This is a genomic window from Paenibacillus sp. J2R1T-4, assembly GCF_059692235.1.
On record NZ_JCAUBA010000001.1, the window covers coordinates 689045 to 713001 of the forward strand.

A 23957-nucleotide genomic window follows, 5' to 3' on the forward strand; every position below is an offset into this window, starting at 1 on the left:
CATAGTGCTAGCAGGAGGACCTATGTATACAATCGTATTAGCCGATGATGAGTATATGATCAAACGCAGTTTGTGCAAATTGATCGAGCAGAGCGGGTATCCTTACCAGGTGGTTGGTGAGGCTGAGGATGGACAAGAAGCGATGGCGCTTGTTGATCAATGGTCTCCTGACCTGCTCATCACCGATATTCGGATGCCAGTTATGGATGGACTTGAATGTATGGAAGCTGTAAAAGCGAGCAAGAAATCTACGCAGATTGTCATCTTGTCAGGCTATGATGATTTCGGTTATGCACAAAAGGCATTGCGGATGGGGGCCTTCGATTATTTGTTGAAGCCGATTAAACCCGCCATGTTTCAAAGCATGCTGGAGCGGTTGACTGAAAAGCTAGAGGAGTCACAACGAGCGGCTTCCAAGAGAAGCGAATGGCTGCTCTATAGTAAAAGCCACCTAAGCGCGCTTACGAATCAGCTCTGGGTGCTCAATTCAGAGGCAGTGAAGGAAACCTTGGAGACTATCCATTCCGATTTTATCTCGGACAACCCTACTGCCGGTGAGCTAATGGAGCGATATGCGGATCTGATTACCCTGCTGACAGGAGAACTGGAGAGCCTGCAGCTTGAGCCTATGAAGAAGGGTATATTGGCCTCCGAAGAAACTCCTGTTAAGTGGCCTGACGGGTCTCAGGAGCAGTTGCAGGCCGTCTGCAGCTTACTCGACGAATGGATCGAAGAGCTGCGCTCGACTAGGAAGTGGGGCACTCACCATCACCTCCACAGGGCGGTGGAATATATGAAGGACCATTATGCAGATGCCGATATTGATCTGCAGCGAGTGGCTGAGGTATCTGAAGTATCTCCCTCTTACTTCAGCCGTGTATTCAAACAGGAGATAGGGGTCAGCTTCGTGCTCTACTTGACCCAGCTTCGATTGGAAAAGGCGAAGGAGCTGCTCGCTGACGCACGCTTCAAAACATACGAAATCGCCTTGCAGATCGGTTATGAGGACTACCCTCATTTTGCCAAAGTGTTCAAGAAACATACGGGCGTCTCTCCTACCGATTACCGGAAACGGCTTGGGGTGAAGTAAGCCAGGCCCGTGAAATGGATGCCGCTGACAGAATGAAGAAACCCGCTTGCAGCAATAATAGCTGAAGCGGGTTTCTCTGTGTTCTAATTCATCCAGGTAGCGCCTGAAGAAACAACGATTTGCTCTGTAGCTCCTGTATATTGATCACGGATTGAGATCGTTGCATCTATATCAGATCGATTGACAATAACGAGACGTTTGCCAGTGGAGATCACTTCAAGCTGCGAAGCTGAGATATCTTGAATCGCTAACTGATATTGGCTGATCCAATAACCGCTTCGATACGCTTCGATACGTCTGGACCACGTACTCTGTCCTTTGCTGATGGCATAGCTTCCCTCGTAAACATGGAATGTACCCGTCTTCAAGGGGATACTAGCCGCAACATGCACGTCATCATCGGCGAAAGATGCAAAAACTAACGTTCCGTCTACATCGAGCAGTTCGATGTCTGAATGGCCGCTGTTCCATCTGGAAGTGTGGGAGTGGCTTTCCACCGTCTGCTCCAGAGACTGATTGGGAAGAGATACGACGATAAAAGGCTCCAGCTGTTGCGGTTGGTCAAAAGCCGCCTCGCCCATATCATTCAGCGTTAAAATATCTTCGACACCTTTCCATTTCGGATATTCGTGACGATTGCAATAGTTCACACCGCGCGAGCCAAATAATAAATATCCGATCTTGTGGTCGACATTGACATAGGATTGTATTCCGTGGGATTCCGTCAGATCGGGCTCTTTCCCATAGAATCCGCGGTATACGGAAGCTTCTCCTTGTTCCATATAAAGCGTGCGTTTTCCCGCTGCCAGTTCAGGCATCTCGGAATAATATTCGTTACGAATTCCGATCGTACCGGTTCTCCAATCCTGTACACGGCATGGCTTCAACACGTTGAACCTCTCTACATAGATACTCGTGCCTTGCGGCAGAGCAATGAAGGCAACATCCTGCTTAAGCTGATGATCTGAACCGCGTGCAATTCTTACTACCGCTCCGAATCCTTCGGCGTAGGAAGTGATTCGTTCTTTGTCAACGCTGCGTATAATAGATTCATTCGATAAGGCTCTAGGAGCAGATTGGCCGGCTTGATGCTCCAGACCAAGAGATTCATGGATAAGCTCAGTCTTCAAAGTGCCGGTGTAGCTCGCATATAACGGTGTAATATTCCATAATCCCTTAGCAGGTAAATTAAGCGCCATAACATTATTCCGCCAAGTGAAGCTCGTGAACGAATTCACGGTTCTTTGAACGATGGAACCTCCAAAAGGATATTCGTATACGCCAGTTAGTCGTCCCATCATTTCTTGCTGCTCGCTTGGTTCTGCACCGGGACCGCCGAACACATGAAGCAAATACGAGATGGCAAGATCATAGGCCGATCCATGCTCCAAATCTTTGGCAAACTGAGCATGCGCCCGATTAATCACGCATTCTTCCCCGTTTTCCTCTAACAAGGCTCCTTTTGTATTACTGGCCTGGATCGCTTCAATGGACGTAAGTGCTTCGCGAGCAAAACGCGCCGCATCCGAATGGCCGTGAAGCACATTCAGAATCGTATGCGTTAATTGACGCTCGTGCTGCCGATTATACCACCAGTCCTGCCCTTGCACAGGAACGTTCAACCCATCGAATTGGGACCAGATCTTAATAGTGCGTTCATATAAAGGCACATTGTTATGCAGGGCGCATTCCATCACAGGTTGACCGCTTAGTAACGCGAACACTCCATGGATGGATCGAAGATTCGTGCCAGCTGAATAATAGCTTGGATGGACGAACGCATGGTTTTCGGATGTAAAATCCGGATGGAAGGTAACCGTTGTTACTTTCATCCCTTCATGGGCATCGACAAGTCCGGATGGGAAGGTCAGTCTATCCTTGAACGTTGTAACTGTATTCATGGACCAGTTCACGAAGCCCTTCCTCCATGCCTCATGATGAGGGTGATCAGGGAACATCGCTAGCGCAGCTGAGATTCCTGCTGCCGTCCATGCGTTCTCTTCGCATTGCGTATCGTAATAGACGCCGTTCCGCGGTTCATCATCGCACCATTTGTCAGCGTAGCTAGCCGCAACGTCCTGCACTAGCAGCTTCGTCTCCTGATCAAGATCTTCCCAAAGCAACCATGCCGCACATCCCATCGCTGCCACGCTGCGTCCATTCTGACTGGACATGAAGAAGCTGTCTCCATGTCCTCCCCACTTTTTCTCGCTCGTATATGGAAGCACCCCTGCAGTACGCACACACTCTGCTGGACCAGTGTCATGGGTAAAGCCCATGTAGCGAATAGCTGAGATCGCCATTTGCTTAAGCTGCTCTTGAGTCACCCCTGCGGTAAGTGATTCGTCGAATTCCCCTAACTTGGACAGTGCAGCAAAAATAGCTGAGACATGGGCGGAATCTGCTTGGTACCAGAACGTCCCACCGAAGAAATGACCGCAATTCGGCTTGCCCTCCCATGTCCCGTATTGCTTCACGGCGAAGGGGATCCAGCGCAGCAGGATGCGGTACAAGCGATGCGACATCTCGTTCTCAGAAGCTCGGTTCCATTGTACAGGCTGAATATTCCATACCTCTTTTGAAGGTGTAAATTGCATAGTCGCGTGTCACTTCCTGTTCCTGATCTGTTGTTTGCCGCATAACATCCCGAAACGCATTTCCTGGTGGTCGTACTGCTCGCTGCTTTCTTCGCAAGGGATCCAGAAGACAGCTTCCTCTAGCTGAGTATCAGAAGTTTGTGAGACTAAGGTTCCGTCATCGCTGATGACTGTATGCAGCCAAGCGCGGCGGGTACGCTCCCACTCATTAATCTGCTGTCCAGTCCAAAAGGTGAAGCCCATCTGTTTAGCTGCAGCAACGTATTCCCGCAGGAACGCTCGAATCGGTTCCTTGCGATGAATGTGAATTTGATGAAAAACAAAATGCGCTACCCCTCGAACACGTGCAGCTTGTTCTAATAACGACGGAATCATACTTGTATCACATTGCAGAAAATCACCATAATGAAACCCGATTTGCAATACGTTGTAGAACCGATTATGCTCATCGTTCCAGGCCATTGGATAATAGGGATGGGCGGTGCCGTACAAATAACCTACGCTGCCCTTCTTGCTGTTCCCTCGAGATTGTTCCGATTCGATGCCGTTCGCCTCGCACCATTGGAATAATTGTCCCCAGCCTTCTATCCGAGTCAAATGATTCTTGTTGGAGATGATTCTTGTGAGATTAGCTGAAGCTCTCATTGCTGTGGCCTGTTCGTGAAAAGCCTCCTCCGACCAGGTCCCGTTGTCAGCAGACACCGCGTTATAGTGAAGCGCCAGCTCATGCCCATTCTGCTCGATCCGTTCGTATAAGGCAGAGCTGTACCAAGGCGCCATCATACACCAAGTGGCCGGAACCGCACACTCCTCGAGCAAGTCCAGTGTAGTGGTGCCCTCTTCATCCTGTGTATGATCGCTATCCAGCGATAAAAGCGCCACTTGCGAAACGCCATCAGGCCAGTAGTCGATAAAGGGCAGAATCAAGCTCTGAGCGGAAGCGGTATGAAGCAGATGCGACACAAGCACCTCCTTCCACAGATCGGCGTAGGGATGGGCGAAGTAGAGCTCCCCCGCAGCGGTGCGCTGCCTATCGTGCAGCCAGTCCATCTCCGCGACGTCGTCCGCCTTAAGGACGGCGTCGTTCACGGCGGCGGTCCCGTCAGGAGCGGGGACGCCATCCTCTAGTACCGGCTTGCTGCCTTGCTGCAAGCCGACGATTGTCTGTAGCGCGGCGACCGACCAGCGCTCCAGCTTGCCGCGCCCAATCGCGAAGCGTTGAAGCGCCGGGCCGGACGGAGTTCCGTCCGGATGCTCGCGGTGCAGCACACCTATGGCATCGCCATCGTCTGTGCTAGCGCTTGTATCCTGCTTCCTGATCCATGGCTCAGCACTTAGATGTCTCAAGGGCCGATCTGCCGTGTAGAGACCATCCGGGAGCCTGGTGTAACCTTTACCTGTGTCACCTGTACGCATAAAGCCAAGCTTGGGGGCTAGCACGTTAAGCCCGCCATAAGCAATAAGCGTACCGCCTTGCTCCGCATATTCCCATAGAAGATTGGCCGTGATCCGATCACTGTCTGCGACAGCGGCTATCAGGATATCCGGCGTGGCTTCTACAGCCTCTTTGGTGCTCGTATAAACAATATGCGGAATTCCCGCATGACCCAATAGTTCTGTGATGAAGCCCTCGAATACATTCAATCCGAGCGACCATCTCTTATGACTGCACGATTGATCCAGGAGAACTCCCAAGCGGGCTACTCGTGTCTGAGCTGTCTTTGTCATGAGTTTAACCCTTCCGCTGTTAAGTTGACTTGGTTAGGCGCACAAATCACTCCATATTTCATGACCATGCCCTCTTGCAAAACTGACATTTCCGGCTGAGGTATCCAGACGATTGCAGTCTCACCTTCCACAGATTGGGTTGGACAGGACCCGACCTGAACAGCAGCTGTAGAGTTATTGGTTAATCCTTGAATGGCTAATGTTCGGCGAGTACGCTCCCAATCATTGATCCGCTCACAGGTCCAGAATACGAAGTCTCTATTGCGAGCCTCATCCGCTAATAGCTGCATGGAACGGCGAACCTCTTCGCGGTTATGGATGTGAATCTGGTGGAATAAGAAATGCGCAACCCCTTCGACACTTCGGACCTGATCAAGGAAGGGAACAATCACACTGCTATCTGACCATTTTCCAATGTCCAGATCCTGTGTGAGGAAGCCTACCTCCAACACATTGTAATTCCGGTTCTGTTCGTCCGCCCAAGCTACAGGGAAATAAGGATGGCAGGTCCCGAATATAAACCCGACGTTTCCTTTCTTACTCGGTCCCCGGGTTTGGTCCGAATCGATCTGATTCGCTTCGCACCAGCGGAACAGCTCCCCCCAGCCTTCGTAACGAGTCAAATGATTCTTGTTGGACGCTATGCGCTCCAAGCCTGTCGCATCTCTAAGCCAAGTTAATTGTCGGGTGAATTCATCACCGTCCCATATCCCATCGTCCACTTCAACCGCATTATAATGAAAAGCCAGCTCGTGTCCGTCTGCTTGTATCCGTTCATAAATCTCCGCTGAGTAACCTGACTCTAACATACACCATGTCGAATGCATCCCGCACTCAGCAAGCGTGCTAAGTGTGGACTCGGCGTGCTCATCCTTATTACCGTCGCTATCGTGGGAGACCAAAGCGACCTGTGAAACGCCGGCTGGCCAATAGCCGACAAACGGAAGACTTAAGCCTAGCTCAGCCGCACTGCGCACCAAATGGCCCGTGAAAACTTCACGCCACAAGTCCGCATAGGGATGAGCGAAGTAAAGGGCGCCCGTCTCTGTCTGCAGACGATCATGCGTCCAGTCCAACTCGCATCGATCATCAGCCTTGAGCACGCCGTCGTCCACGGCACCTGTCCCATCCGGCGCAGGTACGCCGTCCTCGAGCACAGGGCCAAGCCCCTGCTGCAGCCCGACAATCGTCCCAGGTATATCAACCGCCCAGCGGTCGATATACCCTTGTCCGATCGCAAAGCGCTGCAGCGCAGCGCCAACCCGCGGCCCGTCGGGCCGGCCGCTTGCCAAGTCGCCGAACTCCTCGGCGACTGGCACCGCATCGGCCGCACCGGCCGGCACACCTTGCAGGCGCACCCACGGGTTCGCCTGCAGGAAGCGCAATGGCCGGTCGGCGCCTGACGCCTCCGGCAGCATTGCGTAACCCGCGCTGAGCGCTTCCCCTCGGACGTAGCCGAGGCGCGGCGCAAGCGCGTTAAGGCCGCCGCATGCTAAGATGCGGCCGCCCTCTTCGGCGTACCGCCACAGACGAGCCGCAGCGTCGCGTGTTTCCGGCGCGACGGCCACCAAGAGCATGTCGAAGCTGTGGAGATCCAGCTCGTCCAGCGAGCCAATCGTCTCATACGGTATTCCCCGATGGGAGAGCAGCTCTTGCACATACACTTCAAACGCATTTAATCGGAACGACCATCTTCGTTCCAGCGTTTGCCGATCCAGCAAGACGCCAAGCCTGGCCATTTTCATTCACAATCACTCCATTCGCTCACAATTACGGGATCCTATTCCAGTTAGATGGTTTTTCCGATGTTTCTTATCTTGGTTGTTTCTTAAGTTAGTTGCTTATTAAATAGCACCCATTACTTTTTTCAATGCCTTCACGATATCTTCCATATCCTGCTCCGAGCCGAGCAAGACGTTCTGATGCAGCCACAGACCTTCCTTCTCCGCGAATCGCTCACTAATTGGGCAGCTCTGCTCCATAACCTTCCCGGTCCACTTCTCGATTTCATTCAATACCGCTTTGTTCTTATTCAATGTAATATAGCCGGGGTGCAGCGGTATGCCTTCAGCATTCATCTGCTGTATAAACGTCTCTTTGTCGACTCTGGCCGCAGCTTCATCGAGAGCGAACATGAACATATGATGTGCGTGCTGCGTAACCCTCGGGTCCAGCTGAAGTGTTCGCAATCCATCGATGCTGGCCACCTGTTCGTTCAGCAGCTTGGCATTTCGATCACGCAGCTTCAATTGTTCCTCATAGCGCGTTAACTGTGCGATTAATATCGCCGCCTGGAATTCTGTCATTCGCAGATTCCAGCCAATGTGCTCATGCTGGTACCAAGCACCTTTCCGAATGCGGCCTACGTTAGACAGCGACCAAGCCATATCGGCCAATTCCTCATTGTTCGTCAGCAGAATCCCGCCTTCGCCCGAGGTGACGTTTTTGCCAGACTGGAAGCTGAACGATCCAAAGTCTCCGAGCGCTCCAACCGGCTTGCCATCCCACGATGCTCCAACACCTTGCGCTGAGTCTTCGATCAAACGCAATCCATGCTTGTCTGCAATCTCTTTGAGCCTCGTCATATTAGCAGGGGCTCCTGCGATATGCACGGCTATAATGGCTTTCGTTCTCGGTGTTATTGCAGCTTCAACCAGCTCCGGGTCAAGCAGCATGGAGTTCGGTTCTACATCTACGAATACCGGGATTGCTCCGAACATCAACGCACACGATGCAGTCGCAATGAACGTATACGGCGGCATAATGACCTCATCCCCGGGATTTACTCCGCATGCCTGAAGAGCTATCGTAAGACCAATCGTGCCGTTTACCACGGTTACAGCATGTGCCGCATCATGCATCGCAGCGAACTGTGCTTCGAATTCTGGCAGCTTATTGCGATTAGAGCCGCCCCACTTCCCTGATCGGACAACCTCCAGGATCAACCGTTCTTCCTCTTCACCGAATATAGGCCAAGTCGGGAACGGTGCTGTACGCACCGGACTCCCTCCATGGATAGCAAGTTTATTCATGATGTTAATCTCTCCTTGTTTTTCTTGCACAGTTCATATTTCCTTACAAAGACTCCATTAACGTCTCTTCCTCAACTGTTCTTGAAGCCGCATTTACTCTGTAAGTCTTGATCTCAAAGGCACCTAAGCTAACTTTCGCATCAATCCCTAATATGGGAATGGACAGCACCGCTTCTCTTGCGATACCTGTTGGCTCGAACAAACGAACAATATATTGTCCGCCTGCAGCTGCTCCAACCAGGTTATCCGCCTGCTTAAACGCCGAAGCTTGAATAACATCGTCACTTAGTGACAGGAGGGGTTGTACCCGCGTACCTGCTCCTGAAGGGAAGTATGACAGCGTATAAGGCTTCTCGTTATGTGCCAACGCTTCGCGGTCAATTGCCTCTAATCGCTCAGCAGCAGGACCGCCGTTCAGCCAGAACGTAAACTTTCGTTCCCCCTGATCAATCCGATTGGAATAGCGGTCATTCGGCATAGTGTACATCATCTCTCCGCCAGGGAGTGCGGAATAGCCCGGGGACCTCAGCAGTGTCAAGCGTACCACGCCATCCGACATATCGGAGCCGTATGTGCCGTCATTCACACATGTAAGAACATACCCCTCGTCAGAGCGCATCGCTCCGCCACGACTTGCTTCCTCTTTACTCACGCTTGCCGCAGCCGTCCACTTCTGAGCAACAAGCTCCCGCCCATCATTCGGGAATCTCTCTACCCCAAACGCAACTTGCCCGAGGTATGATCCTTCTTTCCACACGGTCGGAATAGCCAGCTTTAACATTTTACGTGTTTCATTCCACTGCACATGGACGTCCACTTGAATCTCCACGCCATGCTTCGGCAGACTATAACGCTGAACGATAGACGAAGCCCCATACTCCATAAGTGCTTCTATTACCGTTCTCACTGGGCCGTCCTCGATGACCCGAACTGAAGGAATAGCCTTCCCTCTTACACCGGATACCCTTGATCCCTTAGTCTTGGACATCAGCTTGAAGGCCCCAATCTGCTTAGTGAAGCTGTTCACCTGACTGCCCCATGCATCGTCATTGTCTTCTATGACGATCGGCTGTACTGCATTTGGCAGCAAGAATGGTACTCCATCGACCTTCAACCCGTCTACCAACCCGGTAGTGGTATTCACCTCAACCAGAAGGCGGTCCGTCTGGAATATGAACTTACCCTCTTCCTCCGTTAAGGCAGGCTTCGGCTTCTCAGGCAAAAACTCCACCGTACAGTCAAACCGATTCATCTGTCCTGGTTCAAGCTCTGCGTTGAACACCACTCTTTTTCGCCAATCAATGTACAAGTTGCTTATCTCTTTCTCTACCTGACAAGGGACAGGAACACCATCGCGATGCATAACGATATTCGCGTATTGTCCTTTTGAAGATTGGGGCAGCTGGAACTCACACTCAAATAGCCCTTTTACCTTATAAGGATGAGGGTTGTACAAGAACACGGGGACCTCGCCTTCCTCGGCCTTGCGTTCACCAGCCGTTAATGCGAAAAATGCGCGTGACCGGAGCCTGGCTAATATTTCTCTTCCGTGATCCATTAATCTTAATCCATATTCTTCTACGGGCTTAACGGATGAACCTGGTAATATATCATGAAATTGTGCCAACATTAAGTCTTCCTGAGCTTCCGCAATCGCTTGGTCCGGATAAGGAACTAAGCCTGCAAGAGCAGCATGAGACATCATTTTCTCCGTCATAAACAACTCATTCTCCAGCAAGCGATGCTTCTGCTTGATGCGAATCTGCGATGTGTAACAGCCTACTGCCCATGCGTTCAAATCCCCTTCATGCTTGGGAAGCACTGTCCCGGACCCTTTCAACCAATCAAAATAAGCTTCTGGCGTTGAGTGTATCAATTGATATTGATCCGTCTGTTCCTTCAATTCTTGCAAATTGGTCAAATCAATAAGGGAAGGACCGCCCCCGTGATTGCCGATACCCCATAAGACTAGTCCGCCCTGCTTATCCGGATAATCATTGATCCAGTTCTGCACTTTCATGTGCGCCTTCCCTTTTCCAGACAAGTAAGCTCTGTACGCCCGATGCACGATAACCTCTGAGCCGTCGTAACCGACCCATTTCACTTCCTCAGCAGGAAGCGGGCAGTCCTTCTGCCCAGGACGGCATACAATATAGGAGTCGAAGCCAGCTTTAGCCATAATCTGCACAAGACCTCGCGTGTGGCCGAATGGATCGAAGTTAATCGCTGTAGTCGGACGCACCCCGAATTTCTCGGCAAAATAGCGACGGCCTGCTAACATATGACGGACGAACGACTCCCCGCTTGGCATATTGCAGTCCGGCTGCAAATACCACCCGCCCATGATATGCCATTTTCCCTGCCGCACAAGCTCTTGGATACGTAGAAACAAAGCCGGATCATACTCCTCAATCCACTTGTATAAAATCACTTCATTGTGATTGAATACGAAGCCTTCGAACTTCTCGCAGAAATCAGCGGCAATCCGAAATGTGGACAGCGCCTCTCCCGCTCCTTCTTCAATCTCCCATAACCAAGCGGGATCTAGATGTGCGTTACAAATCAAATGCAGATTCCTGTCCATTTCATAGTCTCCTCACATACAAGTTATTGAGAAACCCCCGATGAAGCATCGGGGGTTGTCCTATCTGTCTTATTTCTTCTGTGTTGATTTATACCATTCCGTTGCTTCTTTGATTAATTGATCTCCGCCGCGTTTCTTCCAATCCGCTACAAAATCATTGAATTTATCAACGGATTCTTTGCCGGTAATAACCTTGGAGGCATACTCTAACCACAGACCGTCAAACTTAAGCTCAGGACGCGCTTGCAAGGTCGGCATGGAAGGCATTCCTAATCCATCATTCTTCGCGCCTTCAGCAGCAGCAACCTTCAATGATGCAACAATTTTGTCTCCTCCCGGCTTAGCTTTAATATATTCTTCGTCCGTTAAATATTTCTTAGGTCCTGTGAACGCCAACCATCCTTGGTACATGAATTCTGCACCTGTTTCGTCAGCATTCTTAGGGTAGTTATACTTTATTTTACCATTTTCTACAGTGTGATTAGTACCCTCAATTCCATATAACAAGAAAGTATCTTTCTCTTTGTTCGGGCTGTAGTACCAGTCCAGGAATTTGATTACTTCAATCGCATTTTTTGTGTTTTTCGGAAGGACCCACACATAATCGGATACGGTAGAACCGATAAAGTCAGCACCGCCAGGCTTACCGCTTGGACCGACTGGAGAAGGGATAACCGCTACTTTTGCTGTAGGGTCGCCTGCTTTTACATCTGACTCCCATTTATCTGGATAAGTAGCAGCATGTGACCACATTCCAGCTACAGCAGCGCCTTTGATTTTAGCATCCCAGTCTTTTCCTTGCTGCACCAAAAATTCATTGTCAAGCAGCTTCTCTTCATACAGCTTCGTATAAGTTTTCAGTGCGTCAACCATTTCCGGGCGAATGAAGTTAGGAACTAACTGATCATTTTGGAACTTCCATCCGGCTGGAAGAACATCATAAGCACCAAAGAATGCATTACCGAAAGAGAACTTGGCGCGAGCTGTGAAAGGAACCTCGTCTGCTTTTCCGTTGCCGTTTGGATCTTTTTCTTTAAACGCTTTCAATACCGCGATATATTCGTCTACTGTCTTAGGCGCTTTCAAGTTCAGCTTGTCTAACCAATCCTGACGAATATAAGTGACCGTACCGTTGCGAATCGGATTCTCTTGCGGAATTCCATAAATTTTCCCGTCCTTGCTTACGGCTGCAGAATCCCAAGATTCCTGAGGCACGTTTTTCTTCAAATTCGGGCCATACTTATCAATCAGTTCATTTAGAGGCATCAGGTTTCCTGAGTCAACTGCAGGCGCCACCTCGGGTGTATTGATCCCTTTGGTCTGAAGGAGGTTCGGCATTTCTCCGCTTGCGAACATCAAGGTGATGCTTTGGGCATAGTTTTCGTGAGGAATGAGCTGCAGATCCAAATCTGTGTTAGACAATTGCTCCAGCTTCGTAACATACTTGTCGCCGTTAATATCTCTAGACCCCGTTACATAAGGTAAGTTTCCTGTACCTAACGCAACACTGATTTTGGCTGGCGCGGTACTCGTATTCCCATTAGCTTCCTCCTTGCTGCCCTCTTCCTTTGCTGCGCAACCGGCTAATACCGATCCAACAAGAACAGCGCTCATCAAGACGGAAAACGTTTTTTTCATCTTCACTTGAAACCCTCTCCTTTTATCTAGATGTTGTTATATAATCTACCCTTTTACAGATCCTAGCATAGAGCCTTTGACAAAATGCTTTTGAATCCAGGGATAAATCACAAGAATAGGAAGCGTGGCAAACATAATGGAGGCCATCTTGATCCCCTCAACAGATTGCATAGTTGCAACTGTACTCTGCATCATGGACTCGACATCACCCTCCACGATCAACTGACGGAGCTTGACTTGAAGTGGATGCAAATCTGGATTGCGAACGTATAACAATGCCGAGAAATAGCTGTTCCAATGTCCGACGGCATAGAACAATCCAATCGTTAGCAAGGAAGGCTTGGACAATGGAACTACGATCTGAAGCAGCGTACGATATTCACCGCACCCATCGATTTTGGCGGAATCCAACAAACCATCCGGAATATTGCGGAAAAACGAAATCATAATAATCAAATTGAAGGCACTGATCGCACCCGGTATCATGAGGGACCAAATCGTGTTAAGCATCCCTAATGATTTCACAAGCAAGTACGTTGGAATGAGCGGTGCTTGGAAAATCATAGTGAATAGTACTAGCAGCAATATAAATGACCGGCCCTTTAGATCGCTCTTCGATAACCCGTAAGCCATCAACGCGGTAAGAATCAAATTAATCCCGGTTCCGACAACAGTTATCAAGACTGTTACTCCAAATGATCTCCAGATCGTGGGATCCGTGAAAACGACTGCATAATTCGAAGTGGTGAATTCAACCGGCCATAAACTTACTCTACCTTCAATCAAGGCTCTGCTTCCACTAAATGACCCTGCCAATATATGAAAGAAGGGCACAAGCATCGTGACACTAAACAAAGTTAAGAACAAATAGTTGAAAAATTTGAACGTACGTTGCGGGATTGTTGCTTTAATCATTGGTGGTCACCCCCTCCTTCATTAGTAAATGGAATTGCCCGTCGACTTGCGGCTAATGTAGTTCGCACCTACTAACAGGACGAATCCAATCACAGATTTGAACAGCCCAATCGCTGTCGTATAGCTATACTGTCCTCCCAGCAACCCGATCCGATAAATGTAAGTATCGAACACTTCACCGGTCTCCGTTACTAGCGGATTTAACAAAATATAAATTTGTTCAAAGCCTAGATCCAGTATGTTACCAATTCTCAACAGCAGCAGTACCATAATGGTAGGCAGGATACTTGGCAGTGTAATACTGAACACCTGGCGCAGCTTTCCTGCTCCATCCACTTCAGCGGCTTCATACAAATCGGGATTAATACCAGCTAAAGCTGCCAGGTAGATGATCGTTCCCCAACCAACCTCTTTCCACATCCCTGACGATACGATAATCGTACGGAAGTAACCCGGCTCCTGCATGAAGAATATCGGTTCTCCACCGAACAATTTCACTACATCATTCAACAATCCTGAGCTCGGGGATAAGAAGTTAATCACTAACCCGCCAACGATTACCCAAGATAGAAAGTGAGGCAAATACAGGATCGTTTGGACGGTACGTTTGAATACAGCTTTTCCCACTTCATTCAGCAATAGCGCCAAGATGATTGGAGCTGGAAATCCGAATATTAGCTGATACAAGCTGATGAGCAATGTGTTTTTAAAAATACGGTAAAATTCTGGATAAGCGAACAAATTTTCAAAATGCTTCAATCCAACAAACTTACTTCCCATGACCCCGTCGAAAATATTATAGTTCTGAAAAGCAATGATGCTTCCTCCGAGCGGAATATACTTGAACACCAGGAAGAATACTAAACCAGGTAAAATCATGGAGTAAAGCGGCCAGTTTCTGACGAAATAATTTCTTTTTTTCGGTACCGCCAGGGACTGTGCCGATTGATTGCGTGCTGTTCCGTTACGGTTTGCAGCCGTTTGATGGGATGCCATCCGTGTCCCCCCTTGCCGTATCTTGTTGTCTAGTGCTTGTTTACTTTATGTCTTAATGATAACGAATTACTGATGGCGCTTACATGTGATTTCTTGTTAAAGCTTGTTATCTTTTTACCTAATCTTAATAAATCAAAAAACCTAGCGGAAGCTTTCTCCGCTAGGTAAGTTATTCTAATCAATTGCTAACTTGGAGAATCTCACGGATCTCCTCGCCAGTTCGGCAGGCTAGTACACGTTCTAACAGTTCCCGGCACTCATGCTCGGTTATCTCAATCAGCTTGTTCTTGACGGGCAAGATAGAATGGGCAGACATACTGAGATCATGTACTCCGAGTCCGATCCATATTGGCAATGCATGCACATCACCAGCAAGCTCTCCGCACACACCGACTGCAATCCCTTGCTTACTCGCTGCTTCAACGGTGTGCTTCAGCATTCGAATGACCGCCGGATGGTATGGATTGTACAGATGAGAGATATGCTCATTCATACGATCCACAGCTAACACATACTGAACGAGATCATTCGTCCCAATACTGAAAAACTGAACTTCTTGAGCAAGCAAGTCCGCGATGGCTACTGCGGCCGGGACCTCAATCATGATGCCTACGTCCATTTGTTCCTTGAAAGGAACATTCAACTCCCGAAGCTCCCGCTTGGCCAGCTCCAATACCTCATTTGCTCGCCTCAGTTCCTCTACAGACGAAATCATCGGATACATAATCTTCACGTCGCCATAACAGCCAGCTCGCAGAATCGCTTTTAGCTGTGTTTTGAACAGATCTCTGCGGTCCAACAAGATTCGGATTGCCCGATAACCCAAGGCAGGATTATCTTCCTCAGGCAAAGGCAAATAATCGAGCTGCTTATCCCCGCCTATATCCAGTGTTCGAATAATCAGAGGTTTGCCGTTAAGCTGCGCTGCCACTTGCTGATACACTTCGAACTGCTCCTCTTCCTTCGGAAGATTGTTGCGATCCATGTACAGAAACTCCGTTCGGAACAATCCAACTCCTGAAGCTCCAAATTCAAGAGCAAGCTCCAGATCTTTGAACGAATTAATGTTAGCTCCCAGTCGGAGTGCCGTTCCGTCCAATGTTACCGGAGGGACTCCAATGATCTTCTGGAGCTTCTGACGATACTCCAACCATTGCCGTTTCTTCTCGCGGTATTCGTCAATCATTATTTCTTTCGAATTAACGTGAACTACACCATGGTCTCCGTCAAGAATGATGCCATCCCCGGTCTGGATGTTTGAATCAATTCCGAAGACGAATGGAATCCCCATCGCTCTAGCCATAATAGCGGTATGTGATGTTGTTCCTCCAAGCTGCGTTACGATCCCTAGCAATTGCGTGGAATTCAGATGTGCGAGCTGGGATGGAGTTAGTTCCTTGGCGATCACAATAAAGGGTTGGTCTTTAGGAGGCTGCGATTGCTCAACGGAGCCGAGCAGATGCTTGAGCAGCCGCGTCCCAACATCCTTAATATCAAGTGCGCGTTCTTTCATGTAATCGTCATCCAACAAGTCGAACATATTGACGAATTTATCGATTACTTCTTTTACAGCAACTTCAGCCGCTTTGTATTGCCTTTGGATAATGCCTGACACTTCATTCATGAACACAGGATCTTCCAGTATAGCAAGGTGTGCGTCGAATATATTCGACTCTTCCGCTCCGAGCACCTCAGCAATATCATGTTTGATCGCTTGAATTTCCGTCTTGGACGTGCGGATGCCCTCATATAATTTCTCAAATTCAAAGGCTAGATCATTAACATCAATCAGATCCTCCGGGAACTCCAGGTCCCAGTCAGGAAGAACAAATGCTTTGCCTATCGCAATTCCCGGGGCTGCTCCGTTGCCTTTTATCATGGTTTGTGTTCCCCCCTTGCTGCGTCATCCTTCATGATGACGGACATGACTGATGCTTGGCCTTTCTTAACCGGCTTGAATGGTGCGAACGTCCATGACTTCACGATTTCCATATTCGTAATGACCATGGGGGTTGCTAGAGATTTCGCATGCTTTTTGATTTTGGGCAAATCAAACTTGATTAATAGCTGGCCTGGCACGACTGTGTCACCTACCTGTACGACAGCATTGAACAATTTACCTTGTAGATGAGAGGTATCAATTCCGATATGCAGCAATACTTCCAATCCATCCTCCGTCTTAAGTCCAATCGCATGCATGGTAGGGTACAAGATCACAACAGTCCCAGCAACCGGTGATACAAGCTCTCCTCGATCCGGGTAAAAGGCGACTCCATTTCCAACAAGCTTCTGAGCAAATATAGTATCGGGCACTTCCTCAATCGGAATCATATTCCCTTGTACGGGTGCGTGGAAATGAACTTGACGGATGTTGTTATGCAGCACTTTTACAATCTGTTCTCGAATAAGCTCGGAGAAAGTACCGAATACAACCTGTACATTTCCGCCGCCCAAGCGAATTACCCCTGCTGCGCCTAAATGCTTCAACGCATTCGTGTCCATATCCTTGTCATTCGCTAGGGTTAATCGCAATCGGGTAATGCAAGCCTCGATCTGCAATACGTTGTTCTTACCGCCAAGCGCTTGCAAAATAAGCGGTGCGCGATAGCGAATATCGCCAGCCCATTCCTCAAGCTGCGAGCCTTCCTCGCGCCCAGGAGTAGGGATCCGAAACCGCCGGATAGCCCAACGGAATAAGACGTAGTAAACCGCTCCGAAGACAAGCCCTATCGGGATCAGGAGAAGTCCGTTCGTAGCCAAATGTTCGTTAATAATATAGTCGATTGCTCCAGCTGAGAATGAAAATCCATGATGGATGTTCAGCTCATAGGCAAGCCACATGGCCGCTCCCGACAGTATAGCATGTACCACAAATAAGTACGGGGCAACGAACAGAAATGCAAATTCTATAGGTTCGGTTACTCCCGTCAGGAAGGAAGTGAGCGCCGCTGTCAGGAAAGTCGCCTTAACTTGCGGCTTCAAATCTTCACGTGCTTCATGGATAATCGCAAAAGCAATAGCAGGAAGAGCGAACATCATAATCGGATACAAACCCGCCATAAATATACCTGCAGACGGATCGCCGGCAAAAAACCGCGGCAAGTCTCCGTAAAGGACTGTCCCATCCTCCAGCGGATATGAGCCAATTTGAAACCATACCACATTATTCAGAATATGATGCAGTCCGGATGGAACGAGCAGACGATAGGCAACACCATAGACGAAGGTTCCCCACGCCCCATGTGAAAGTATCCAGTCACCGAACCGATCCATCATCGCTTGAGCGGAAGGACCGATCTGAATCGTTAAGTACGAGAACAGAATGGATACGAAACACATGAATAAGGGAACGAATCGGGGACCGCCAAAAAACTGAATGTATTCCGGCAGTTGGATCGCTTTGAAACGATGATAACTGAGGGCGGCAAGTAAGCCGATGACGATCCCTCCGGCTACACCCATTTCGAACGTAGATCCCGTAAAATATTGTGTCGCCGATACGAAGATGAAATATCCAAGCAGTGCAGCAAGCCCTGCAATTCCAGCATTTTGAGTTAATCCAAGAGCAACTCCAATGGAGAATAGAAAAGGCAAGTATGTAAAGATCGAGTTGCCGGAGAACACCAGGATGTTCCCGAACTGCTCCATTCCTAACGCGTCCCAAGGTAAGTTACCCAAGAAAAGCAATATAGCCGCAGCTGGCAATGTAATGGTTGGCAGCATCAACGATCGACCGAATTGCTGCAAATTGCCCATCCAATTCCAATTTAAATTCATGGGCATCCTCCTTCAAACATTTGCTTTGCAAATGCACTTCATAGCAACAATCCTCTGCATTAGCAAGTGTGAGACAAATGTACTTCCTAGCTATCAAAAAGTCAAAGATTTTATAGCCTGTCTAGAAAACTGACCGCCATAGAAGCAATTCGACGGTGCCCCTCTTCATTAGGATGCAATCCGTCCGAAGTTAACCGGTGCAGCGTCAGCTTGTTAAATCCGCTTTCAGCGTAAAGATCCAATACTGGCAAACCATAAGTCAGTCCTACTCTTTTAATAGCTTCCACATAGTCATTCAACCGATGTCCAGCCTCGTTAGCAACAACTGTATCAAACCCGTCTTTATCCCGTTGGAGCGGTGTCCACAGATTCACTCGGCAGCCTGGGTTAGCTTCCAATAACAACTCAATTGTAGTCACGTAAGCGCCATAAAATGTAAACCGATCACGATCGCCCAACTCCCCTAACGGTTTGTGCAGCCGATAATCATTCACGCCTGCAAAGATCGTTACGCAATCTAACTGGGGATCAACCGTACTCGCAATATTAACGGTTGCTCCATGGTCCCGATCCCCACCCGCAGTCATTGGACAACCGCTTCGGCCATAATTGTGAACTGAATCGAACCCTAGCCCATCCTTAACAAGCGGCTGATAACCGTTCACTTCCGTGATACTATCTCCAAGTGTTCCCCAGCTTTTGCCTTTCCATTTCATTCCGATCATAATTCTACCCCCAGCTCAATGTTGTCCAGCCTCCATAATAGCATAGCTTTTACAGAGGTAACAGATTAATTCCGCTATAGAGGATCATTCAAGCGGTCCATGGCGGTTAAGTTAAGATTGGTGCGCGGGAGGCGAGAGGATGGGCTACGATTAGTAAAAAGAAATATACCCTTCGACACATTGAAGGATGTCAAAGGGTATATTTGTTATTAGTTTTATGCAGTGGGGAATTGAGATTTGTAACCAGTAAACTGAGTATAAGCTTGGCTAATTTCTTGTTGATCGGCCGCTTTCATCTTATACCAGCCTTTCTGAAACATACAGTCGAACAATTGAATTTGCGACTGGTGAACATCGTTCAGAATAGCTTGAACAGTTTGATGCAATTGAGGATTTTGTGCTTCATTGAGTCCTGTGTTATAACCGTTGGTCAAATATTTCTCGTACGACATAATGTCATTGATCCAATCACGATCGTTCATCTGAGGACCTTTGACGGTTGGTAGCTGTCCGGTTTGCGGCATTGCAATTGTGGTTGTCATGGGTTGTTCCTCCTTAACAAATGGTGTGTCAAGCTTATTGCAGATGTGTCAGCAACTGGTTGTAATGCTGTTGATGCTTTTGCCCGGTTTGTCGAATCAAGGTCTGGATCTGCGTATCCGTGCAAGCCTGTGCTGCATCTTCACATTTTTTGACTGCGAGCAGCTCCCATGACAAAAAATCTTTCATGTAGTTCAACTCTTTGTCTGTTAACATATTGCGATTAGGTGTAGTGTTCCCTGTTTGCATCCGATGCCCTCCTCGAGGTGAAGTGATATTCCGTTAAAATCGATAAGAATTATTAAAGGTAGGAGTTCCATTAAACGAATTGCTCTTAAATCCAGGTCGAAATGTAGCTTGATTGGCTGCTTCGATACGAGCTTGAGCACTCGCTGGACTTTGGTAAGCTTCTTGACTTGCCTGTCCGCGTTTGCCCCCCTTGTACATAGACTTTACATAACCTACAGGCTGATAAGCAGGTGCTCCGCTTGAGGATCCAAAGGAGCTTTTCTGAAACCCGGCTGTTCCAGAATTACGGAATGAGCCAGTCGCTTGTTGATTATACATATTGGATTCCTCCGATAACAAAAGAAAAAGTCTTCAGCTTGGGAAAAGTTTTGGATCCTTTCCCTAACCGAAGCCTCTATAGTTTTGTCGAAGTTGTTCTGTTTTATATCTGGAATCTGTTTGATGCTGTGTTATTTTCTGGGTAAGAGGATGGAATCCTCTACCTTGATACAGCGATCCATAATTACCGTAATGCCTTGTTCCGCAACCAATTGACCCGCTTCCTCATTAATGATGCCCAACTGGAGCCAGAATACATTCGGCTTATGCTTCATTTGCACAGTCTGTTCTGCTATAGGGCCAATATCCTCACTGCGGCGAAATACGTTTACGATCCCAACCGGTTCTTCAATATCCAATAAGGAAGCATAACATTTCTCTCCGAGAATGTTCGTTGCATTTGGATTCACAGGGATGATCCGATACCCTTTGGCCTGCATGGCTTCCGCTACCATATAGGAGGTTCGATCTGGTTTATCGGACAATCCTACAACAGCGATGGTCTTGTTATCCGTTAACAATTGCTTGATTTCTTCACGAGATGGGTTCTCAAATGCCATTAGCGGGTTCCACCCTTCATTTATAGAGTATACGATAGTGCTTGCTTGCCCATAACTTCCCACACTTGAATGAACCTGTTCTTCTCGATTGGCATATTCTTCTTGCCGCTTAAAGGATCGTTGACATACACGTTCACATCATCGTATCCGACTAACAAAACAGCATGCTCCATAAAGGTTGTTACAATCTTGCCGTCTGCTGTATCCCATTCTACCCAAGAATCAGGCACCGCAAAATTAATTGTTGTCCATACCACTAACGGCACACCTGCTGCCAGCTGGTCCTCCAGAGCTTCATAGGCAGATCCAGTCAGGTCAACTGCGCTTGGAACATAGCTTTGAAGCAACTCCATGATGGGGCCGTGAAAAACACCAAAGCCTTTTCCCTTGGCTGAGATTTCTCCTACAAAGCCTACATTCGGATTTCCCCACGATTTAATCGCATTTCCTTTGTAAACAATAGGTGTAGGATCCTTCTTCATTTCAGGAACGAGCTCCATCTTCCCCTTCTTGACACCTGCGAATTGCAGCAGCATAGTCAAGCTCGTAATCTCACAACCAGAAGGCAGCTCAGGTAGCTGTTTCACAACTGGTGCATCAATAAGCACAGACAGTGGCTTCGGTGTAGGTGTCGGAACAGGGGTAGCCGTTATCATCGGTACCTTTGCTTCGGAGTGAGCCAACACAGAAGGCGGAGGAGCGAACCATTCCACGTCTTTCCCTGATATTTTTGCATAAAGCAGCACACTGAATACACCGCTTGAAAATAACAGACCCGCTATTAATAGCAATGTGAACGAATATTTGGCAACATTCCATACATGAACCATCTATACATCACTCGTTTTTCTATATTTTATTTCAACTCCACACGAGCACCAATGGATTGTAAATGATCAAAGTATTGCGGGTACGATTTAGCAACATGATGAGCATCCTTAATGACTAGTCCTTGCTTGGAGCGTAATCCTACAACAGTCAGTGCCATGATGACGCGGTGGTCATAATGCGCATCAATCTCTACTCCGCCTTCGACACCCTCTGGACGGCCATGGACAATAATCTCGCTCTGTCTTTCTTCCACATTAGCTCCTGCTTTACGCAATTCATTCAAGTAGTCTGTAATGCGGTCGCACTCTTTATACCGAAGGTTTTCTACATTATAGAAACGGGAGGTTCCTTCCGCGAAGACTGCAGCCGCTACCATGGCTAATACACCATCTGTGAAATGATCGCCATCGAATTCACCGGCAACCAATCGACTGTTCCCTTTTACATGTACAATACCATCTTGGTGTGTGAGCGGAACTTGCATCGCCCTAAGTACATCCACGACAGCCCGCTCTCCTTGCTTGCTGTTCTCTTCAAGTCGAAGCAAGCGTACGTCCGAGTTCGTAACTGCGGCTGCTGCGAGAACCGCAGCTGAGCCTGGATAGTCTCCCTGTACAACATACTGCTTCGCTTCATACCGCTGGCGGCCTGGAATACGGTAATGCATCAGGTCCTCTGAGGCTTCCAGCTGAATGCCGGCTTGACGAATAACCTCAAGAGTCTGACCCACTACTACCTTCGACTTCAAATCATGCAGCACTTCAATCTCGCTGTCTTCATCAAGCAGCGGGGTCATAAATAACAAAGAGCTCAAATATTGGGAGCTAACATTGCCTGATACCTGAATACGTCCGCCTTTAGGATTGCCACCGCGTATAGTAATAGGAAGTCGTCCGTCATTATGATCAATCTGAACGTTCATGCCTTGCAAGGCTTGAATCAAATCGTTGTGGGGACGTTTACCCAAGGAATCCGGGTACCTGTTGAGAAATGTCACGTCAGGGCAGAATGCAGCTACTGACATAAGGAAACGCAATACAGCTCCGGCATTGCCTACATCCAGTTCTTTCACATTACGCGGGTATTTGCCAAAACCCTTAATCGTCATGATCTCATCATTCTCATCGAGCGTAGCGCCTAGGTCCCGAATACATCTGCGCATGGCGTCACTGTCTTCGCTGTGAGCCGGGTAAAGGATTGTGCTGGTTCCTTCTGCAAGAGCTCCGATTAACATATAGCGGGTCGTATAATTTTTGGATGATAACGCGTTGATTTCCCCTTGCAAAGATGCAGTCGGTGTTACGAAAGCTTTCATGTATGTAATCCCTCTCTCTGTTCATGCTCAAACTGTGCTACTAATGATTGATACCTAAAGGTTTACTGTCAGTGTACCATAGAGAATTTCGTTTTGGAATTGGTTGACTTGGTCAGTTGATTCTTTTAATATCGGAAGGAAGGTCAAGGTTAATTAACTCTGCCCATAGCGGCTGCATTTAGGGAGGTTATTGTAAGTGAGCAATGAAATTCTAATTATTACACCGGAAGAAATTAAACAAAGATTAGCTAATGGTGAACACCTCAATATGATCGATGTACGAGAAGATGAGGAAGTAGCATCCGGGATGATCCCTGGAGCGAAGCATATTCGTCTAGGCGAATTGCCTGAGCGTCTGGATGAGATCGAGAGAACTGATGAGATTATTATGATCTGTCGAAGCGGCAATCGCAGCGGCAAAGCTTGTCAATACCTGCAATCCGTTGGAGTTACAGGACTTAAGAATATGGCTGGCGGTATGCTGGATTGGTAGTAAGCAGTATTGAACTTGAATCAAGTTCGGACCTGTTTACTCATTTATATGAGAAAGAATGATATCCACAATGCCCTCTACACTTTTATCCGTTGTATCAATCTTCACATGGGCGAAATCGTAAGCATGCTTGCGAGCCTCGAGAAGCGCTGGTACAGCAACAACCGCATTTCCCTTCAACAGCGGGCGATTGGGGTCGTTCTTAACTCGACTTAGAATCGCCTGCTCGGTTGCTGTTAAGGCAACAACAAGCCCGGCTTCCATCATGATTGCTCTATTCTTCTCAGCTAATACCGCTCCTCCTCCAGTAGATACGATCAATTGATCCGGACCTTGAAGAGTACGTGTCAGAACATTCGTCTCTACCTCTCTGAAGTAGGCTTCCCCGCGACTTGTGAACAAATCAGGAATAGAACTGTTCTGATCTGCTTCAATAGCCGAATCCATATCCACTTTCCTCCAGCCGAGTTTATCTGCAAGCGCAAGTGCGACTGTTGATTTCCCGGTACCCATAAAACCTACCAAAATAATGACTTTACGTGACATTTCTACCGTCCATCCTTGTGGTT

The 23957-nt window shown here is 48.2% G+C and carries 20 protein-coding genes; 2 read left to right on the plus strand and 18 right to left on the minus strand.

The window, feature by feature from the left end; translation table 11 throughout:
- The first annotated feature begins 22 nt into the window (after window positions 1-22).
- A complete protein-coding gene (locus AC58QD_RS03315) occupies window positions 23-1090 on the plus strand; it encodes a response regulator transcription factor (protein WP_497329954.1) in 1068 nt (355 codons plus the stop codon).
- Window positions 1091-1173: 83 nt separating this feature from the next.
- On the opposite strand, the gene AC58QD_RS03320 is transcribed toward AC58QD_RS03315, so the two are convergent.
- The 17 genes from AC58QD_RS03320 to aroA all read right to left on the minus strand — a co-directional run bounded on the left by AC58QD_RS03320 (window position 1174) and on the right by aroA (window position 22895).
- Window positions 1174-3687 carry a hypothetical protein gene (locus tag AC58QD_RS03320; RefSeq protein ID WP_497329956.1) on the minus strand — a complete coding sequence of 838 codons (2514 nt, stop codon included), beginning with the start codon at window positions 3685-3687 and terminating at the stop codon, window positions 1174-1176.
- A gap of 9 nt (window positions 3688-3696) precedes the next feature.
- Window positions 3697-5415: a polysaccharide deacetylase family protein gene (locus tag AC58QD_RS03325; protein ID WP_497329958.1), complete on the minus strand. Its 1719-nt coding sequence runs from the start codon at window positions 5413-5415 to the stop codon at window positions 3697-3699.
- Window positions 5412-7160: a polysaccharide deacetylase family protein gene (locus tag AC58QD_RS03330; protein WP_497329960.1), complete on the minus strand. Its 1749-nt coding sequence runs from the start codon at window positions 7158-7160 to the stop codon at window positions 5412-5414. The genes AC58QD_RS03325 and AC58QD_RS03330 overlap by 4 nt, the downstream gene beginning before the upstream one ends.
- Before the next feature lie 99 nt (window positions 7161-7259).
- Window positions 7260-8447 (minus strand): DegT/DnrJ/EryC1/StrS family aminotransferase, encoded by a 1188-nt coding sequence (locus tag AC58QD_RS03335; protein WP_497329962.1) that lies wholly within the window; start codon window positions 8445-8447, stop codon window positions 7260-7262.
- Between the two features lie 43 nt (window positions 8448-8490).
- Window positions 8491-11031, minus strand: a complete 2541-nt coding sequence (locus AC58QD_RS03340; RefSeq protein ID WP_497329964.1) for a glycoside hydrolase family 38 N-terminal domain-containing protein — start codon at window positions 11029-11031, stop codon at window positions 8491-8493.
- Between the two features lie 69 nt (window positions 11032-11100).
- Window positions 11101-12669 (minus strand): extracellular solute-binding protein, encoded by a 1569-nt coding sequence (locus AC58QD_RS03345; RefSeq protein WP_497330076.1) that lies wholly within the window; start codon window positions 12667-12669, stop codon window positions 11101-11103.
- Between the two features lie 45 nt (window positions 12670-12714).
- A complete protein-coding gene (locus AC58QD_RS03350; RefSeq protein WP_497329966.1) occupies window positions 12715-13584 on the minus strand; it encodes a carbohydrate ABC transporter permease in 870 nt (289 codons plus the stop codon).
- A 21-nt stretch (window positions 13585-13605) separates the two neighbouring features.
- Complete coding sequence (locus AC58QD_RS03355) at window positions 13606-14580, minus strand: ABC transporter permease (RefSeq protein ID WP_497329968.1); 975 nt, start codon at window positions 14578-14580, stop codon at window positions 13606-13608.
- 178 nt (window positions 14581-14758) lie between these two features.
- Window positions 14759-16459, minus strand: coding sequence for a phosphoenolpyruvate--protein phosphotransferase (ptsP, locus tag AC58QD_RS03360; RefSeq protein WP_497329970.1), 1701 nt, complete (start codon window positions 16457-16459; stop codon window positions 14759-14761).
- Window positions 16456-18357 (minus strand): glucose PTS transporter subunit IIA, encoded by a 1902-nt coding sequence (locus tag AC58QD_RS03365; RefSeq protein WP_497329972.1) that lies wholly within the window; start codon window positions 18355-18357, stop codon window positions 16456-16458. Before AC58QD_RS03365 ends, ptsP begins: the two co-directional genes overlap by 4 nt.
- A gap of 110 nt (window positions 18358-18467) precedes the next feature.
- A complete protein-coding gene (locus AC58QD_RS03370) occupies window positions 18468-19082 on the minus strand; it encodes an SGNH/GDSL hydrolase family protein (protein ID WP_497329974.1) in 615 nt (204 codons plus the stop codon).
- Between the two features lie 215 nt (window positions 19083-19297).
- Window positions 19298-19624 (minus strand): spore coat protein, encoded by a 327-nt coding sequence (locus tag AC58QD_RS03375; RefSeq protein ID WP_497329976.1) that lies wholly within the window; start codon window positions 19622-19624, stop codon window positions 19298-19300.
- 34 nt (window positions 19625-19658) lie between these two features.
- Window positions 19659-19871, minus strand: coding sequence for a hypothetical protein (locus AC58QD_RS03380; protein WP_497329978.1), 213 nt, complete (start codon window positions 19869-19871; stop codon window positions 19659-19661).
- Window positions 19872-19904: 33 nt separating this feature from the next.
- Window positions 19905-20189, minus strand: a complete 285-nt coding sequence (locus tag AC58QD_RS03385; protein ID WP_497329980.1) for a hypothetical protein — start codon at window positions 20187-20189, stop codon at window positions 19905-19907.
- Window positions 20190-20320: 131 nt separating this feature from the next.
- Window positions 20321-20749 (minus strand): CoA-binding protein, encoded by a 429-nt coding sequence (locus AC58QD_RS03390; RefSeq protein WP_497329982.1) that lies wholly within the window; start codon window positions 20747-20749, stop codon window positions 20321-20323.
- Between the two features lie 20 nt (window positions 20750-20769).
- Window positions 20770-21579 carry a C39 family peptidase gene (locus tag AC58QD_RS03395; RefSeq protein WP_497329984.1) on the minus strand — a complete coding sequence of 270 codons (810 nt, stop codon included), beginning with the start codon at window positions 21577-21579 and terminating at the stop codon, window positions 20770-20772.
- A gap of 26 nt (window positions 21580-21605) precedes the next feature.
- A complete protein-coding gene (gene aroA / locus AC58QD_RS03400) occupies window positions 21606-22895 on the minus strand; it encodes a 3-phosphoshikimate 1-carboxyvinyltransferase (RefSeq protein ID WP_497329986.1) in 1290 nt (429 codons plus the stop codon).
- 196 nt (window positions 22896-23091) lie between these two features.
- Here aroA and AC58QD_RS03405 point away from each other — a divergent pair, with 196 nt between their 5' ends.
- Window positions 23092-23388: a rhodanese-like domain-containing protein gene (locus AC58QD_RS03405; RefSeq protein WP_497329988.1), complete on the plus strand. Its 297-nt coding sequence runs from the start codon at window positions 23092-23094 to the stop codon at window positions 23386-23388.
- A gap of 36 nt (window positions 23389-23424) precedes the next feature.
- On the opposite strand, the gene AC58QD_RS03410 is transcribed toward AC58QD_RS03405, so the two are convergent.
- Window positions 23425-23934 (minus strand): shikimate kinase, encoded by a 510-nt coding sequence (locus AC58QD_RS03410; protein WP_497329990.1) that lies wholly within the window; start codon window positions 23932-23934, stop codon window positions 23425-23427.
- Window positions 23935-23957: the final 23 nt, after the last annotated feature.

Coding starts and splice junctions, on each gene's coding strand:
- AC58QD_RS03370 (WP_497329974.1), bottom strand. CDS start 19,082: ATGATCGGAATGAAATGGAAAGGCAAAAGCTGGGGAACACTTGGAGAT.
- aroA (WP_497329986.1), bottom strand. CDS start 22,895: ATGAAAGCTTTCGTAACACCGACTGCATCTTTGCAAGGGGAAATCAAC.
- ptsP (WP_497329970.1), bottom strand. CDS start 16,459: ATGATAAAAGGCAACGGAGCAGCCCCGGGAATTGCGATAGGCAAAGCA.
- AC58QD_RS03380 (WP_497329978.1), bottom strand. CDS start 19,871: ATGCAAACAGGGAACACTACACCTAATCGCAATATGTTAACAGACAAA.
- AC58QD_RS03320 (WP_497329956.1), bottom strand. CDS start 3,687: ATGCAATTTACACCTTCAAAAGAGGTATGGAATATTCAGCCTGTACAA.
- AC58QD_RS03350 (WP_497329966.1), bottom strand. CDS start 13,584: ATGATTAAAGCAACAATCCCGCAACGTACGTTCAAATTTTTCAACTAT.
- AC58QD_RS03395 (WP_497329984.1), bottom strand. CDS start 21,579: ATGGTTCATGTATGGAATGTTGCCAAATATTCGTTCACATTGCTATTA.
- AC58QD_RS03325 (WP_497329958.1), bottom strand. CDS start 5,415: ATGACAAAGACAGCTCAGACACGAGTAGCCCGCTTGGGAGTTCTCCTG.
- AC58QD_RS03355 (WP_497329968.1), bottom strand. CDS start 14,580: ATGGCATCCCATCAAACGGCTGCAAACCGTAACGGAACAGCACGCAAT.
- AC58QD_RS03410 (WP_497329990.1), bottom strand. CDS start 23,934: ATGTCACGTAAAGTCATTATTTTGGTAGGTTTTATGGGTACCGGGAAA.
- AC58QD_RS03365 (WP_497329972.1), bottom strand. CDS start 18,357: ATGAATTTAAATTGGAATTGGATGGGCAATTTGCAGCAATTCGGTCGA.
- AC58QD_RS03385 (WP_497329980.1), bottom strand. CDS start 20,189: ATGTATAATCAACAAGCGACTGGCTCATTCCGTAATTCTGGAACAGCC.
- AC58QD_RS03340 (WP_497329964.1), bottom strand. CDS start 11,031: ATGGACAGGAATCTGCATTTGATTTGTAACGCACATCTAGATCCCGCT.
- AC58QD_RS03335 (WP_497329962.1), bottom strand. CDS start 8,447: ATGAATAAACTTGCTATCCATGGAGGGAGTCCGGTGCGTACAGCACCG.
- AC58QD_RS03330 (WP_497329960.1), bottom strand. CDS start 7,160: ATGAAAATGGCCAGGCTTGGCGTCTTGCTGGATCGGCAAACGCTGGAA.
- AC58QD_RS03345 (WP_497330076.1), bottom strand. CDS start 12,669: ATGAAAAAAACGTTTTCCGTCTTGATGAGCGCTGTTCTTGTTGGATCG.
- AC58QD_RS03375 (WP_497329976.1), bottom strand. CDS start 19,624: ATGACAACCACAATTGCAATGCCGCAAACCGGACAGCTACCAACCGTC.
- AC58QD_RS03315 (WP_497329954.1), top strand. CDS start 23: ATGTATACAATCGTATTAGCCGATGATGAGTATATGATCAAACGCAGT.
- AC58QD_RS03390 (WP_497329982.1), bottom strand. CDS start 20,749: ATGGCATTTGAGAACCCATCTCGTGAAGAAATCAAGCAATTGTTAACG.